Genomic DNA, 16,151 nt, shown 5'->3' on the forward strand with positions numbered 1-16,151 from the left:
CAGGTAGTTTCACGGGTGCCGTGCGCGGGGGCGCTGTCCATGCTGAGGGAACAACCGCAGGTGTTGTCCCGTGTAGGCCCGGAACGGGGTCAGGAGCACGGGGCCCACCATCCATTCACGAACACAGAGAACCGGGCGAGGGCCACACTGCGCCAGTGCCCCTGGCGGTACGGCTGTGAGACAGCAGAACTGCCAGAACCTGGCTCATCCGGCACCGCCCCCGCTCAGGCGGCTGATCAGTCGCCGAGGCACGGGCACGTCCACCACCCTCTGGCTCTCTCCCGGTCACCGATACCGCGGCGTGAAGTGCGCCCGGGAGGTCACCATGGCGACCCATACGCAAACGGACCAGGCCGAGGACGCCGGCCGTGGCATGAGCCCTGAAGCGCTCATGGACCGCGGCTCTGACGGCTCTCCTCGTATGGCCAGGCAAACGTGGTCCCAGGCGGGAACCCACACCGCGCCGCGCGAGGCGCGGGCACGCGTGGTCCAGCAGCTTGCCGTCTGGGGCCTGCAGCCTGACGGTGACGACCTGATGCTGCTCGTCAGCGAGCTGGTCACCAACGTCTACCGGCACGCCAAGGGGCCCCTGACGCTGGACATGCTGCTGGAGCCCGACTCCCTCACCGTATGTGTCGGCAGCAAGAGCGGGGGCCGTCCCGACCTGGAACGCACGCCGGTCGGGGACGGAACGGCCGTCGACGACCTGCCCTCAGGCGGATACGGCCTGCTGCTGGTACGCGTGCTTGCCGATGCATACGGCGTTGTGGGCGACAGCGGCGGCACAACGGTGTGGTTCAGCCTGCCACGACCTGCGCCCGGCGACGCCGGTGACCGGATGCGGTCAGGCGGACGCGGTCTTTGCCCACGCCAGGCGGGACACTGCCCCTGCCGGGGCACGGAAGAAGCGGGCTGGTCACCACGGGCACCTGCGCAACAGCCGAGCGTGAGCGCATCGAGCCACGTGTGAAAATCCCGCCCCGAGTCCTTCCGATGCCCCCCACGGTGAACTGCAATGACTGCCGAAACTCTTCTCCCACACCCTGATGGTGCTCCGACATACACGGCCGACCTGGGCCCGCTGCTCGCCGCCATGACCGCGCTGCGTGACGGCAACTTCCGCCGCCGGCTGCCGGTCGACGGTGAGGGAGCCGTCGGTGAACTCGCAGCAATCTTCAACCAGATCGCCGACCGCAACGAGCACTTCGTGACGGAGATGAGTCGCGTGCGCCGGGAAGTGATCGCTCATGGCCGGCTCAGTGAGAGGCTCGCACCGAGCCCCGGCCACGGCGCCTGGACCGCGACGGTGGACGCGACGAACACCCTCATCGACGCACTGGTGGCACCCACGGCCAACGCCACCCGTGTGCTGGACGCAGTCAGGGGCGGTGACCTCACCCAGAGAATGGATCTGCACGACGGCGTCCGGCCCCTCCACGGCGATCTGCGGTGCCTTGGCCGGGCGGTCAACCAGATGGTCGACCAGCTCTCCCGCTTCACCGGCGAAGTGACACGGGTGGCCCGGGAAGTCGGCACCGAGGGGCGCCTGGGCGGCCGCGCCAAGGTCCAGGGCCTGGCCGGCAGCTGGCGTGACGTCACCGATGCCGTGAACACCATGGCCGCACGTCTGACCGCGCAGGTCCGCGACATCGCCGTGGTGACCACCGCGGTGGCCCGCGGTGACCTGACACGGTCCGTGACCGTCGAAGCCACCGGCGAGCTCCTGGAACTGAAGCTGACGGTCAACACGATGGTGGATCAGCTGTCGGCGTTCGCCGATGAGGTTACGCGGGTGGCGCGTGAGGTGGGTACGGACGGTCGTCTCGGTGGTCGGGCGCAGGTGCGGGGGGTGTCGGGTGTGTGGAAGGACCTGACCGACAACGTCAATTTCATGGCCGACAACCTCACCTCCCAGGTCCGCAATATCGCCCAGGTCACCACCGCCGTCGCCAACGGCGACCTGTCCCAGAAGATCACTGTCACCGCACAGGGCGAGATCCTGCAGCTGAAGGACACCATCAACACGATGGTGGATCAGCTGTCGGCGTTCGCGGACGAGGTTACGCGGGTGGCGCGTGAGGTGGGTACGGACGGTCGTCTCGGTGGTCGGGCGCAGGTGCGGGGGGTGTCGGGTGTGTGGAAGGACCTGACCGACAACGTCAATTTCATGGCCGACAACCTCACCTGCCAGGTCCGCAATATCGCCCAGGTCGCCACCGCCGTCGCCAACGGCGACCTGGGCAAGACCATCACCGTCGAGGCCAAAGGCGAGATCCTCGAGCTGAAGGACACCATCAACACGATGGTGGATCAGCTGTCGGCGTTCGCGGACGAGGTCACGCGGGTGGCGCGTGAGGTGGGTACGGACGGTCGTCTCGGTGGCCAGGCACAGGTGCGGGATGTCTCCGGGGTGTGGAAGGACCTGACCGACAACGTCAATTTCATGGCCTCCAACCTCACCTCCCAGGTCCGCAATATCGCCCAGGTCACCACCGCCGTCGCCAACGGCGACCTGTCCAAGAAGATCGACGTCGACGCACGCGGTGAAATCCTCGAGCTGAAGGACACCATCAACACGATGGTGGATCAGCTGTCGGCGTTCGCCGATGAGGTTACGCGGGTGGCGCGTGAGGTGGGTACGGACGGTCGTCTCGGTGGTCGGGCGCAGGTGCGGGGGGTGTCGGGTGTGTGGAAGGACCTGACCGACAACGTCAATTTCATGGCCGACAACCTCACCTCCCAGGTCCGCAATATCGCCCAGGTCGCCACCGCCGTCGCCAACGGCGACCTGTCCAAGAAGATCGACGTCGACGCACGCGGTGAGATCCTGGAACTGAAGTCCACCATCAACACCATGGTGGACACTCTGTCCTCGTTCTCCTCCGAGGTCACGCGTGTCGCCCGGGAAGTCGGCTGCGAAGGCCAGCTCGGCGGCCAGGCCCGCGTCGAGGGCGTCTTCGGCACCTGGAAGCGACTGACCACCAACGTCAACGAGCTGGCCCTCAACCTCACCACACAAGTCCGGGCCATCGCCGAAGTGGCCTCCGCCGTGGCCCAGGGCGACATGTCACGCTCCATCTCGGTCGAAACCCAGGGCGAAGTCTCCGAGCTGAAGAACAACATCAACCTCATGGTCTCCAACCTCAGAGAGACCACCCGGGCCAAGGACTGGCTCGAGTCCAACCTCGCCCGCCTCGCCGGCCTGATGCAGGGGCACCGCGACCTCATGGAAGTCGCCGACCTCATCCTGAGAGAACTCACCCCCCTGGTCAACGCACAGTACGGTGCCTTCTTCCTCGCCGACTCCAACAGCGACGGCGACCGCACCTACCCCCCCGTGGACCAGGCCAAAGGACTGGCTTACATCGCCGGTTACGGAGCCGGGCAGGGCGCCATCGTCGACACACCCGGCATGCCGGGCCACAGCCTCGTCCAGCAGGCCGCGCTCGAGAAGAAGCGCATCCTCCTCGAAGAAGCACCCTCCGGATACATCAAGATCAACTCAGGGCTCGGAGAGGCCTATCCGGTCAGCGTAGTGATCATTCCGATCCTCTTCGAGGAAAACGTGCTCGGTGTCATCGAACTCGCCTCGTTCTCCCGCTTCTCCGATGTCCACCTCGCCTTCTTCGACCAGTTCGTCAACACCATCGGTGTCGCGATCAACACCATCATCGCCAATTCCCGCACCGAAGCCCTGCTCAGCGAATCCCAGAGCCTGGCCACCCAGTTGCAGGAACGCTCCGACGAACTGCAGCGCCAGCAAGTCCAGCTGCAGAACTCCAACGCCGAACTGGAGGAGAAGGCCGCCCTGCTGGCCACCTCCTCCCAGTACAAGTCGGAGTTCCTGGCGAACATGTCCCACGAGCTGCGCACACCACTGAACTCCCTGCTGATCCTCGCCCAGCTGCTCGCTGACAACGCGGAAGGCCACCTGTGCGACGAGGAAGTGCAGTTCGCGGCAACGATCCACCGCTCGGGCTCCGACCTGCTTCAGCTGATCAACGACATCCTGGACCTGTCCAAGGTGGAAGCAGGCCGTATGGACGTACGGCCCAAGAAGCTGCCGCTGGCGAAACTGCTCGACTACGTGCGGGACACCTTCCGGCCGATCACCGCGGACCGCGGACTCGACTTCAAGATCACCACGGCGGAGGGCGTGCCTCCCGAGCTCTACTCCGACGAGCAGCGACTGCAGCAGATCCTGCGCAATCTGCTCTCCAACGCGGTCAAGTTCACCTCGCAGGGCCGGGTGGAGTTGCGTGTCGAGGTCGCCGACCTCCCAGGCAGCCACGACGACCACGTCATCGCCTTCAGTGTCGAGGACACGGGAATCGGTATCGCGGGCGAGAAGCTCGCCGTGATATTCGAGGCCTTCCAGCAGGCTGACGGCACGACCAACCGCAAGTACGGTGGCACCGGTCTCGGTCTGTCCATCAGCCGCGAGATCGCCAACCTCCTGGGCGGCAGGATCGCCGCGGAAAGCCAGCCGGGCCGGGGCAGCACCTTCACCCTGTACGTGCCGGTCGTCTGCCCCGGCCACGACCCCGCCGACGAGCCGGAAGCAGACCCGGCGGACGACGGGTACCACCCCTCATACCGCAGCAGCACCCTGGCGAGCGAACGCAGCGGCACCGGCCTGGACGCCAACGACGACTGGCCCGCTGCCACACGGGTCGACAACTGGAGATCCGGCCGCCCGGGCCGGATCCTGCCCGGCAACCGCATTCTCATCGTCGACGACGACGTGCGCATCGCCTTCGCCCTCACACACGTCTTCGGCCGGATCGGCGTCCAGGTGGTCTACGCGGAAAGCGGCCGCGAAGGAATCGAACTCCTGGAACGCAACCCCGACGTCACGCTCGTACTCATGGACATCATGATGCCCGAAATGAACGGTTACGAGACGATCGAGAAGATCCGCGACGTCCCCCGCTACGCGGACCTTCCCATCGTGGCCCTCACCGCCAAAGCCATGGCCGGTGACCGTGACGAGGCCATCCGGCACGGCGCCAGCCAGTACGTACCCAAACCCGTCGACCTGGACAGACTGCTCAACGTCGCCTGCGACCTGGTGGCCGCGGAAGCGCCCGAGATTCCCCACCCTGCGACACACGAAGACGAGGCCCCGCACCCCGAGCCGCCGGCGGGCGAGGCCGACAACTCCCGCACCGACCCCGACGACGAGACGGACCCGGTGTCATGACCGGCATGACCGCCCCCGACCCCGCACGCATCCTTCTCGTCGACGACATGGAAGACAACCTCATCGCCCTCGAAGCGGTCCTGACCCCCCTGAACCAGTCGCTCGTACGAGCCCGTTCCGGTACAGAAGCGATGAAAGCCCTGCTGCGAGAAGAATTCGCCGTCGTCCTCCTCGACGTCGTGATGCCCGGCATGGACGGCTTCGAGACGGCACTCCACATCAAACGGCTGGACCAGACGAAAGACATCCCGATCATCTTCCTCACCGGGGCGACCACCAGCGTGGACTACGCCTTCCGCGGCTACGCCACCGGAGCCGTCGACTACCTCACCAAGCCGTTCGATCCCTGGGTGCTGCGTGCCAAGGTGGCCGTCTTCCTCGATCTGCACCACAAGACCCGCCGTCTGCAGCAACTGCATGCACGTGACCTCCAGCGGATGGACGCCTTCAGCGACCGTCTGGCGAAGATCGAGGGCCAGTTGGCTGCCAGCAGTGTCCCCGACGTCAAGAGGCTGCGACGAGACATCGCGCTCCTCGAGGACGCCCTGCAGGACATGCAAGGCACGCCTCCCACATCGTCGTGCTATCGAACCGGACGAGAAGCGTGAACGGCCCCCCGAACAACGAAGCAGAGCCGACTCCTGCGGGCACGGACTGGACGGACGGCTCGCATCCCGCCGACCACACAGGCCGGCAGGGCACGGCGGCCTTCGTGCGACAGAGGGGCGAGCGGCGCATTCTCCGGTCGGCTCAGCCGGCGGAGAGGACACCAACGGCGCGCTCCGACCGGTCCGCACCCGCCGTATGCGACCGGGGGCGGCCGGTCCTCACACGGCTCACAAGGGTTCTCCCGCCGGAGAAGCTCCCGGCAGACCCCAGCACACCGGCCCCGGACCGCCCCACGCCGCTCGGGACCGGCGCCGACCACCTCAGGCACGGCATGCTCGCCTTCCTGGCCGAGGCGTCCGACCTGCTCGCCGGACAGCTCGACGAAGACAGGGTCGTTTCCCTGGCCGCACAGATCCTCATACCGCGGCTCGGTGACTGGTGCGCACTCTGGCTCAACGCACCGGGCGAGCGCGCGACGGCCGCACCGCCCCGTCTCGCCCGTGTGTGGCATGCGCGCGAGCACCGCATCAAGGAACTGCGTAAGGCACTCGAGAGGGACACCCCCGGCTTGGTGAGCGCGGCCGGGGCCCGGCCGGAGCCGGTGCCCTGGACCGCTCCCCACGCAGCGGCACGGACACACACACGACACCCTGAAGGCGCCACGTGGGCCTGCCGGCTCATCGCGGCCGGATCCACCGTGGGCACGCTGGTCCTGGGACGGGAAGGCCCGTGCGAGCCGATGCCGGACGAGGTGAGTGTGCTCGTGGGCGACCTCGCACGGCGGGTGGCCATGGCCGTCGTCACCGCCCGGCGCTACACACAACAGGCCAACACGAGCCGGATTCTTCAGCGAGGGCTCCTGCCGGCCGGCCTTCCGCCCATCCCCGGCATGGACCGATGCGTCGTCTACGAACCGGCAGGTGACGGAATGTGGGCGGGGGGCGACTTCTACGACATCTTCCAAGCCCAGGCAGAGGAACAACGGTGGTGCTTCGCGCTCGGAGACGTCTGCGGACACGGACCACAGGCAGCTGTCGTCACCGGCTCGATCAGACCCCTGCTCCGGGTGCTGGCAGAAGAAGGCTACGGCGTGGCCGCGACACTCGACCGTCTCAACCGGATCGTGGCCGAGAGCACGGTGAAAGCGGAAACAACCGCGTCCGGCAACTCGCCCGGCCACCAAGAGGAAGAGCACACACCCTCACTGACCCTCCTCTACGGAGAACTGGTTCCCCGCCCCACCGCCGACGGCGGCGGCTTTTGCTGCCGGCTCGCCAGCGCCGGGCACCCGCTGCCCCTGCTTCTGAGACCCGACGGCGAGGTACGGACGGTCACCGAGCCCCAGGTACTGCTCGGAGTCATGGACCGCACCACGTACCAAAGCCAGAGCTTCACCCTCGAACCCGGCGACACCCTGCTGTGCGTGACTGACGGCGTCACAGAACGACGGCGCGGGACACGGCAGTTCGACGACGACGACGGACTGGCCCATGAGCTCGGCCAATGTGCCGGAATGGGAGCAACGGGCATCGCCGAACGTATCCGGGGCCGTGTGCACGCCTTCGCAACCACCCCGCTCCAGGACGACTTGGCCCTGCTGGTACTCCAACCCACCTGACCCTACCCGAGGTGAGCCGGACGGTCTTCCTGCTCACCCTCGCGCCCGGGGAACCGACGGGGACGTACTCTCACGGAGCTTCCGTGATGTACGGCTCGCCGCGGTTCGGCACCCTTGTCCTCTGTGGAGCCCCCTCCGCTGCTCGCCCGCCGTGCTCCACCCCTCCTCCCTTCGCACGGTGGGCGAGTGCCTGCACCCACGAAGACAACCCGGCCGAGGAAGCAGCGCCATCTGCGTGAAGAGAAGACCGACGGCAGCCGCCCTGTACCCGGGCGTCCGGGCACGCATCGGACCGATGAAGCGAAGCGGACCTGTCCGTCGGCTGCCGTCCGCGACTTTTCGGGACCGACGGATCCCATCGCGGCAGGAACGGCGGTACGTGTGGGTCTCGCCCGGTGGGGGTGGTGGTCAGAAGCGGATACCCCGGACAAACAGCGGCTCCGCTCAGGCCTCGCAGCCTGTGGCCTCCGTTCACCGTTCCCTGCGCCTGTTTGCCTGCCGCGCCAGAGCTGTCTAGCGTGCGGGGTATGGGCGGTCACGTACAGGAAGCGGGCACGCTGCCGGCTGAGATGACCCGGTTCATCGGTCGGCGGCGTGAGCTCACCCAGGCCAGATCACTGCTGTCGCGAGGCCGGCTCGTGACGTTCACCGGGCCCGGCGGGATCGGGAAAACCCGGCTGGCACTGCGGACCGCCGCCGACGTACGGCGGTCCTTTCCCGGTGGCGTGTGGCTGGTGGAGCTGGCCGCGCTGGAGAGCGGGGACCAGCTCGCCCAGACCGTGGCTGCTCGACTGAGGCTCGGTAACGAAGCCATGGATGATCCGCTGCCCCGCCTCGTGGACCACGTGGCGAGCCGGCGGATGCTGCTCGTACTGGACAACTGTGAGCACGTACTGGATGCCTGCGCCGAGCTGGTGACGACCCTGCTGGCCGCAGGTCCCCAGCTGCAGGTGCTCTCGACAAGCCGTCAGGCACTGACGGTGAGCGGGGAGCACATCTTCCCCGTGCCGCCGCTGACGTTGTCCGGGCCCGTGGTGCCCGCGGAGCAGTGCGAGGCAGTGGCTCTCTTCGCCGACCGTGCCGCTGCAGTGCGGCCGGACTACACGCTCAGCCCGCAGACCGCCGCGGTGGCCGATGAGATCTGCCGCCGGCTGGACGGGCTGCCGCTGGCCATCGAACTGGCGGCAGCGCAGATGCGGGCCCTGTCGGCGACGCAGATTCTCAGACGTCTCGACAACCGCTTCCGGCTGCTCAGCGCCGGGCCACGGACCGCCCTGCCGCGCCAGCGGGCCCTGCGGGCGGCGATCGACTGGAGTCATGACCTGTGCACGCCCCAGGAGCGCCTGCTGTGGGCACGGCTGTCGGTGCTGTCCGGCGGCTTCGATCTGGAAGCGGCCGAACAGATCTGCTCCGGCGACGGCATCGAACGCCGCGACGTCCTCGACCTGATCGCCGGCCTGGTCGACAAGTCCGTGCTGACCTGCGAGGAGCACGGCACGCGGATGCGGTACCGGATGCTGGACACACTGCGCCAGTACGGGCGGGAACAGCTGGCAGCCTCGGGTGAGGAGCACATGCTGCGCCAGCGGCACCGTGACCACTTCCGGCGCCTGGCCGAGCAGGCCGAAACCGAGTGGTTCGGCCCGGAGCAGATGGCCTGGTTCACCCGGCTGCGCAGCGAGCATCCCAACCTACAGGCGGCCCTTGCCTTCACCATCGGTGAGCCTGGCCAGGCGCGGGCGGCGATGGGCTTTGCGGCCTCCCTGTGGATCCACCGGCTCGGCTTCGGGTCATTCCGCGAAGGCCGCCAGTGGCTCGACCGTGCCCTCGCCCTTGAGGACGAGCCGAGCCCGTCCCGGGCCAAAGCGCTCTTTACCGACGGGCTGCTGGCCGTGCTGCAGGGCGACATCCGCACCGCACGGACGCGGGTCGAGGAGTGCCAGGCCATGGTGTCGGCCCTGGGCGAGCACCCGGACCTGATCCGGATCACGGTGACTCTCGCGGGCCTGGTGGCCCTGTTCCAGGCGGACTTTCCCAAGGCCATTGCGCTGCTGGAGGAGGCGTTCGCCCGGCACCAGGCTGCCGGAGACGACGGCAACGCCGCTGTGATGGCCTTCATGCTCACCACCGCCTGCGTCAATCTCGACGACCCTGATGCCACACTGCACGCCGAGCGTTGTCTGGCCCTGTGCGAGGCGCACGGCGCCGAGTGGTCGCGTACGCATGCACGGTGGGCCCTGGGCCTCGACCACTACCGTCGTGGGCTGTACCAGCGGGCCGACACCCTGGTGCGTGACGCTCTCAAGGACAAGCCCCTGTCCCACGACCAATGGGGTGTGGCCCAGTGCCTGGAGGTACTGGGATGGTGTGCGGCCGCCGAAGGACTCGGCGAGCGGGCCGCGACACTGATGGGCGCGGCGGACGCGACATGGCAGGTCGCCGGATCCGCACTCACCGGACTCGGTCACCTGCAGGCCGGCCACCGAAAATGCGAGGCACACCTGCGCGGCGAACTGGGCACCGCCGCATTCGACGCGGCAGGCGAGGCGGGACGGGCGCTCATCCTGGAGCAGGCCGTCGCCTACGCCCTGCAAGAGCCCTCCGTTCCCGGTCTGCCGCCCGCCCAGGATGCCTCCGCGCCCCTGACCCGCCGTGAACGCCAGGTCGCCGATCTGGTCGCCGAAGGAATGACCAACAAGGAGATCGCGGCCAAGCTGACGATCTCCCGGCGCACCGCCGAAGGACACGTCGAGCACATCCTGACCAAACTGGGCTTCACCTCTCGTGCCCAGATCGCCGCCTGGGCGGCCACCAACGGGCTCTGAGCCCCCCATAACCCAGACGCGCCCCCGTCTCCACGGCGGGGGCAACACCGCGTCGGCTCGCCACCCCGCTCGACCTGCCGGTGTGAAGCCACTGACGCATACCGGAGCATCGCCGCCTCGCTGCCACGTCCAACGACCGACAGGCATCCGGGGCCGCAACCAGCGCGAGTGGCCCCGCGAACGCGCCCAGCTCATGGCCAGGCTGCCGCCGCCAAGGTGAGAGCCCCAAAGACACGTACCGGGGCGCGTAACTTCTCGCTCCCGTCAGCGCGATCCGCGCACGAAACTGCTCCGCACCGCCGAATACACGGAGACCAGTTGACGCACTCACCAGGAGACACCACCCGGCCGAGCACCGAGGTGTCCTGGCCGGCCCTCATGGCCTCCCGTGTATCCGCATCCACCCCGTGCCCGACCACGCATCCAGGCCCCTCACGGCCATCACCTCCGCCCGGACCCCGGCCGTGGCCGTCCCCGTCCGGAACGACAAGAAAGCCAGCCATGCCAGATACCAGCGACTCCGTCCACGTGCGGCTCGACCCAGCCGGTTCGTCGGTTCTCCTCCAGCAGAAAACCATGTGGGGACTCGCCACAGTCAAGGGCACCTTCAGCAGGATGACCGGGAATGGAGAGATTCTTTCCGACGGCTCCGCCCATGGAACACTCACCATCGACGCCGCGTCACTGAACACGCGGATCGCGCAACGTGATACCCGCCTGCGTTCGGCCCGCTTCTTCGACGCGGAACGGCACCCCCGCATCACCTTCACCGCCCGCCGTGTTGTTCCGGGCACGGGAGACACGGTAGAGATCACGGGCAGTCTGACCATCCGCGGCATCACGCAGGAGCTTGACTTCACCGCCCGCGCCATCGAGTACGGCCCGGACTCCGTCACTCTCGCGGCTCAACTACCCATCGGGCGGACGAATTTCGGCATGCCTCGCAGTAGGGGCGGCATATCCCCGGGCCCCGCCGCAGTCACACTCGTCACCCGATTCGTGGCGGACTGAACGGCGGCGCTCGTCAATCGCCTGCTCCCGCAGGCTCCGCGTCCTGCCGAAGGAGCCTGCCCCCCGGGGATGCCCGAGTCTCACGGCGCGCCGCGAACCCTCATGACCCCAGAAGGTGAGAGAGAACCGATCGCACGCGGGGAACGGCTTCGTGCCCCCTGCGGGTCGCAAGGTAGAGAGAGTTGGTCACCGGCTGGGACGGCTTGTGCAGGACTTCCAGAATGCCGTGCTCGATGCTCTGCTCGACCAGGTACAGGGGAGCGACAGCAAGGCCGACCCCGGCCTCCACCGCACGCACGACAGCGCGCATGTCCGGCACCGTGACGGCGGGCACGGGCGGAGCGATGTTCCAGTTCAGACGGAAGTAGCGGCGCGCCATGGGCATGGATTCCGCGTAACCGACGAAGGTCCGGCCTTTGTCGTGCGGAGCGTAAGGCGCAGCGCCCGCCTGTCCGACGAGCACGAACTCCTCCGTGCGCCAGAGCACGAGATGCAGGTCCTTCTTCGGAGCGCCCTCGATCTTGGAAAGCACCGCGATGTCCAATTGGTTGGCCAGCAGCTCCTCCATCAGCGCATGAGGAAGTCCCAGACGGCAGCGCAGGCTTATCCCATGCTCGACCAGGGCGCCCACCTTCGGGAGCACCATCTCCGCCAGAAGGTCGCCGGGCGATCCGAGGAACACCGGCCCCGCCGTGCCGTCGTCTGCCTGGCGCAAAGATGTGACCGCACGTCCGAGCGCGTCCACGTGTCCGCCGATCTCGGCAGCAAGCGCATGACCGGCTCCGGTTGCCCTGATGCCCCGACCCGCCCTCACGAACAAGGGGCGCCCCAAAGACTGTTCAAGCGTGCGGAGATGGTGGGAGACGGCCGGCTGCGACAAGTGCAACAGCTCAGCCGCTCTGCCGACCGCACCGGACCGGTAGACGGCGAGGAACGTGCGCAGAGCGATCAGCTCCGGTGAGCTCGGGCCGTCAACCATAAGAAAAACCGTAGCATTAAGCCTGCATAAGCAAACTCTGCGAATGATTCATCGACGATCTTGTGATCCCGTCGCGGCCCGGAGTCGGCTTGCATGGTGGGCATGAGTCACACAGGGTTCACACGCCGGCAGGCACTGGTGACGGGCGTCAAGGGGGCCGGGGCCGTGGTCGCCGCAGCCGGTCTTTCCACGGCCCCCGCCATCGGTTCCGGGACGGCACACGCCGCGTCCGCAGAGCAGGTCGATCTCGTACTGCACAACGGGGAGGTCACCACACTCGATCCGGCCCGGCCTTCCGCACGAGCCGTCGCGGTCACCGGCGGGCGCATCACGGCAGTCGGCAGCGACGCCGACATCCGCCGGCTGGCAGGCCCTTGCACCAAGACGGTCGATCTGCGCGGACGACGGGTGATTCCCGGGCTGAACGATTCGCACACGCACCTCATCCGCGAAGGACTCGCCTACACCAATGAGCTGTCGCTGCAGGGAGTGACCTCCGTACGGGAGGCGCTCGCTCTGATCAAGAAGCAGGCGCAGCGCACCCCCGCCCCTCAATGGGTGCGCGTGGTCGGAGGGTTCTCCCGCTTCCAGTTCGCGGAGCAGCGGCTTCCCACCTTCACCGAACTCAACCGCGCTTCCGGAGACACTCCGGTATTCCTCCTGCACCTGTACGACCGCGCCATGGTCAATGCGGCGGGCATGCGCATCCTCGGCTACGACCTCAATCCACCCAACCTGCCCGACTCCGAAGTGGAACGCGATTCCGCCGGCCGGCCCACCGGCATGCTGATCGCCAAGCCCAACGCAACGATCCTCTACTCGACACTGGCGAAACTCCCCACCCTGGACCCGGAATCGGAACGCGTCTCCACCCGGCTCTACATGAGACATCTGAACCGGCGCGGTGTCACCAGCGTCATCGACGCAGGCGGCGGCGGACAGACATTCCCGGACAAGTACGGGGTGATCCAGGAACTGCACGACAGCAATGACCTGACCGTACGCATCGGATACCACACCTTCACACAGCGAGCCGGTGACGAGCTCGCAGACTTCCGGCGCATCGCCTCGTTGGTGACTCCCGGGGACGGCGATCCGATGCTGCGGATGATCGGCGCCGGAGAAATGCTCGTCTTCTCCGCCGCGGACTACGAGGACTTCGCTCAACAGCGTCCCGAACTCCCTGCTCGCATGGAGGACGACCTCAGCCGTGTGCTCGGCTTTCTCGCAGAGCACCGTTGGCCGTTCAGGCTGCACGCGACGTACGACGAGTCCATCACACGCTTCCTCGGCGTGATCGAGAAGGTGTACGGCGCCGAAGGCCCCGGAGTCAGGTTCATCCTGGACCATGCCGAAACGATCTCGGAGAAGAACATCGACAAGGTCGCGGCCCTCGGCGGTGGAATCTCCGTCCAGCACCGCATGGCCTTCCAAGGGGAAGAGTTCATCCGGCGCTACGGCGAGGCGGCCGCACTGAACACCCCGCCCGTACGGCGCATGATCGCAGCCGGCGTCCCCGTCGGCGTGGGCACCGACGCCACCCGCGTGGCCAGTGACAACGTCTGGACGGCACTGTACTGGCTCGCCTCGGGAAAGACGGTCGGCGGCCTCGCCATGTATCCCGCCGGCAAGAGACTGTCCCGGACAGAGGCCCTTCACCACATGACGGTCGGCAGCGCCTGGATGTCCGGCGAGGAGCACATGAAGGGGCGAATCAAGCCTGGTCAACTCGCCGACCTGGCAGTCCTTTCCCAGGATTTCCTCACCGTGCCCGAATCCCGCATACCCGACACAACGTCGGTTCTCACCCTGGTCGGAGGCCGCATCGTGCACGCGGAGGCCGAGCACAGAAAACTGAACCCGCCCCTGCCCGAAGCGCTCCCCGCCTACTCTCCGATCGCTCTCGGCACCAACACTCTCTGAACCCGCCACGAACACGAACAGAAATGATGACCATGCACATCCGATCAACACTGCTGTCCGCTGCAGCAGTCACCGTCCTCCTCGGCACGGGGACGGCCCAGCCTGCCGCCGCACACGACGTCAACTCCGGCACGACCAACCGGACCAGCGTGACGCCCCTGCCGGGACAGCAGGTCTTCCCCGAGAGCATCGCCGTCGACCACCGCACCGGTGTCTACTACGTCGGCTCGGTCAAGGACGGGACCATCTACCGCGGCCGCGTGGGCAGCACACATACGGAAATCTTCTCCCCTGCCAACGCCGATGGCCGCGACATCGCCAACGGCCTCACGCTCCGCGGAGACACGCTGGTCGTGCTCTCCCGCCAGCGTGGCACGATCCGCAGCTATGACACGCGCACGGGTGCCCTCCTGTCCACGGTCGACAACGGGCTGGGCGCCACGGGCACCTTCCTCAACGATCTGACCATTGCCCCGGACGGAACGGCCTACGTCACCGACTCGGTCAACCCCTGGCTGTACCGGATCACCTGGCACGGCAACCAGATGTCCCTCTCCACGTTCATGAACTTCGAGGGAACGCCGCTGACCTACGTCAAGGCGAGTGGCGCTGCCGGCATCAACCTCAACGGAATCGTCGCGACACCCGACGGCCGGTACCTGATCGTCTCCAAGCGCAACGAGAACGCCCTCTACCGCATCTCGCTGGCCGACAAAAAGGTCAGCAAGGTGCGCGTACCCGAAGGGGTTCTCAAGACCCAGGACGGGCTCTTCCTGAAGGGCCACAGCCTCTACGCGGCCCAGAACCTCCCCGAGAACGTGGTGGCGCTGTCGTTCAACGAGGACTACACCGCAGCGGATCCACGCCGGACCTACACCGACCCGAACTACATGTTCCCGACCGCGGTTGCGGTTCATCACGGGCAGTTGCTGGTGGTCTCCTCGCAGTTCGACTCGCTCGGCAGCCCTGCCGCGGTCACGGGCACCGAGCCGCCCCAACTGCCCTTCCGGGTGACCACCACTTCCAGGCGATCCCATTGAGTCCGCAATCGGCCAGGGCGGCATTCCGATGCGAAACCATGCGCACCCGACGGTGACTCGGAACACCGAGCCCTTGGCCCACTGACACGGCCCCCGTCGGTGCCCACAAGCGCACATACGAGTCCCCTTCCGCCGTGCGGAGTTGAGGTACTGCCCAGGGCAACGGGACGTGACGCGTAGAGGTGGGGGTAGTTCAACGGCTCCCCACATCTGGGCTCCTTGCTTGACTTCTGAGCGGCATCAAGTCTGCGTGGTGTCAAAGCACTTGCTCTCCGACGGGCCTCTTGGGAGTCGTCACGTCAGCTACGGGAGAGCGAGATGCTCGGTTGGTGAACTCATCAAGGAGTTGGAAGATGCACGAAAAGCGGAAGTCCGGCAAGGTGAGCCGCAGCCCGGGGTGCCTCAGTGACAGTGGTTGCTGCTGCCACAGCGGCGCTGACCGGACTCTTGTCGCTGCCCGCGAACGCGGCCGGCAATATCGCATTGAAGGCTGTGAATGGGAGCCCGTCTGCCCCCGCATATGCACCGCCCAAGGCAGTCGACGGCAACCTGGCCACCTATTTTGCAGGCTACAGTGCAATCGGGAACCTCATTGCCGTGAGCCCGAGGGATGTGGCATCTGCGCAACTGTCCGAGGTTCGCCTGGTGTTCCCGACCAAGGCCGGGGTCCCGCTCGATGACAAGGACATGCGAAAGGACATCAAGATTCGACTGCTGAGCACCACAGACGTCTGGTCCGAACTTTGCCCGGTAAATGAGTCGGGCATCAGGACCGGGGCGGCCATCGAGACCAGTGACCGCATGACGTGCAAGGTCAGCTCAACGGCAAACTACAAGAGGATTGAGGTGATCAAAGCGAGCGCCACGTACAGTCCGCTTCTGATCTCCGAAATCCAGGCTGTCGGCAAGTAGTTACCCTCGGCAGTCAGGCCGCGCGGACCCG

General features: G+C 67.0%; 10 protein-coding genes and 1 pseudogene. 9 read left to right on the top strand and 2 right to left on the bottom strand.

All coding sequences use genetic code 11. The features are described from left to right. Window positions 1-325 precede the first annotated feature (325 nt). The 6 genes from ACTWOL_RS34820 (at window position 326) to ACTWOL_RS34845 (ending at window position 11,266) form a co-directional block, all read left to right on the top strand. Window positions 326-970 (top strand): ATP-binding protein, encoded by a 645-nt coding sequence (locus tag ACTWOL_RS34820; protein WP_474300892.1) that lies wholly within the window; start codon window positions 326-328, stop codon window positions 968-970. A gap of 45 nt (window positions 971-1,015) precedes the next feature. Then, entirely contained in the window at window positions 1,016-5,203 is a 4,188-nt protein-coding gene (locus ACTWOL_RS34825; protein WP_474300893.1) for a HAMP domain-containing protein, read from the top strand. A gap of 5 nt (window positions 5,204-5,208) precedes the next feature. Beyond that, window positions 5,209-5,811, top strand: a complete 603-nt coding sequence (locus ACTWOL_RS34830) for a response regulator (RefSeq protein ID WP_474301320.1) — start codon at window positions 5,209-5,211, stop codon at window positions 5,809-5,811. Window positions 5,812-6,143: 332 nt separating this feature from the next. After that, complete coding sequence (locus tag ACTWOL_RS34835) at window positions 6,144-7,430, top strand: PP2C family protein-serine/threonine phosphatase (protein WP_474300894.1); 1,287 nt, start codon at window positions 6,144-6,146, stop codon at window positions 7,428-7,430. A gap of 527 nt (window positions 7,431-7,957) precedes the next feature. Continuing rightward, window positions 7,958-10,255, top strand: coding sequence for an ATP-binding protein (locus ACTWOL_RS34840; protein ID WP_474300895.1), 2,298 nt, complete (start codon window positions 7,958-7,960; stop codon window positions 10,253-10,255). A gap of 501 nt (window positions 10,256-10,756) precedes the next feature. After that, the gene (locus ACTWOL_RS34845) at window positions 10,757-11,266 is read left to right on the top strand and encodes a YceI family protein (protein WP_474300896.1); all 510 of its coding nucleotides are present in this window, start codon (window positions 10,757-10,759) and stop codon (window positions 11,264-11,266) included. A gap of 100 nt (window positions 11,267-11,366) precedes the next feature. Here ACTWOL_RS34845 and ACTWOL_RS34850 read toward each other — a convergent pair whose 3' ends face one another. Together ACTWOL_RS34850 and ACTWOL_RS34855 are read right to left on the bottom strand one after the other, a co-directional pair. Continuing rightward, the gene (locus ACTWOL_RS34850; RefSeq protein ID WP_474301321.1) at window positions 11,367-12,011 is read right to left on the bottom strand and encodes a substrate-binding domain-containing protein; all 645 of its coding nucleotides are present in this window, start codon (window positions 12,009-12,011) and stop codon (window positions 11,367-11,369) included. A 42-nt stretch (window positions 12,012-12,053) separates the two neighbouring features. Next, window positions 12,054-12,245, bottom strand: a pseudogene (locus ACTWOL_RS34855) (helix-turn-helix domain-containing protein); the annotation flags it as partial. Window positions 12,246-12,347: 102 nt separating this feature from the next. Between ACTWOL_RS34855 and ACTWOL_RS34860 the strand changes: the two are divergent. The 3 genes from ACTWOL_RS34860 to ACTWOL_RS34870 all read left to right on the top strand — a co-directional run bounded on the left by ACTWOL_RS34860 (window position 12,348) and on the right by ACTWOL_RS34870 (window position 16,120). After that, window positions 12,348-14,168, top strand: a complete 1,821-nt coding sequence (locus ACTWOL_RS34860) for an amidohydrolase (protein ID WP_474300897.1) — start codon at window positions 12,348-12,350, stop codon at window positions 14,166-14,168. A gap of 32 nt (window positions 14,169-14,200) precedes the next feature. Further along, entirely contained in the window at window positions 14,201-15,208 is a 1,008-nt protein-coding gene (locus ACTWOL_RS34865) for an SMP-30/gluconolactonase/LRE family protein (protein WP_474300898.1), read from the top strand. Window positions 15,209-15,613: 405 nt separating this feature from the next. Then, on the top strand, window positions 15,614-16,120 hold the full coding sequence (locus tag ACTWOL_RS34870) for a hypothetical protein (RefSeq protein ID WP_474300899.1): 507 nt from the start codon (window positions 15,614-15,616) through the stop codon (window positions 16,118-16,120). Window positions 16,121-16,151 lie beyond the last annotated feature (31 nt).

This window comes from Micromonospora sp. IBHARD003 (genome assembly GCF_056106285.1).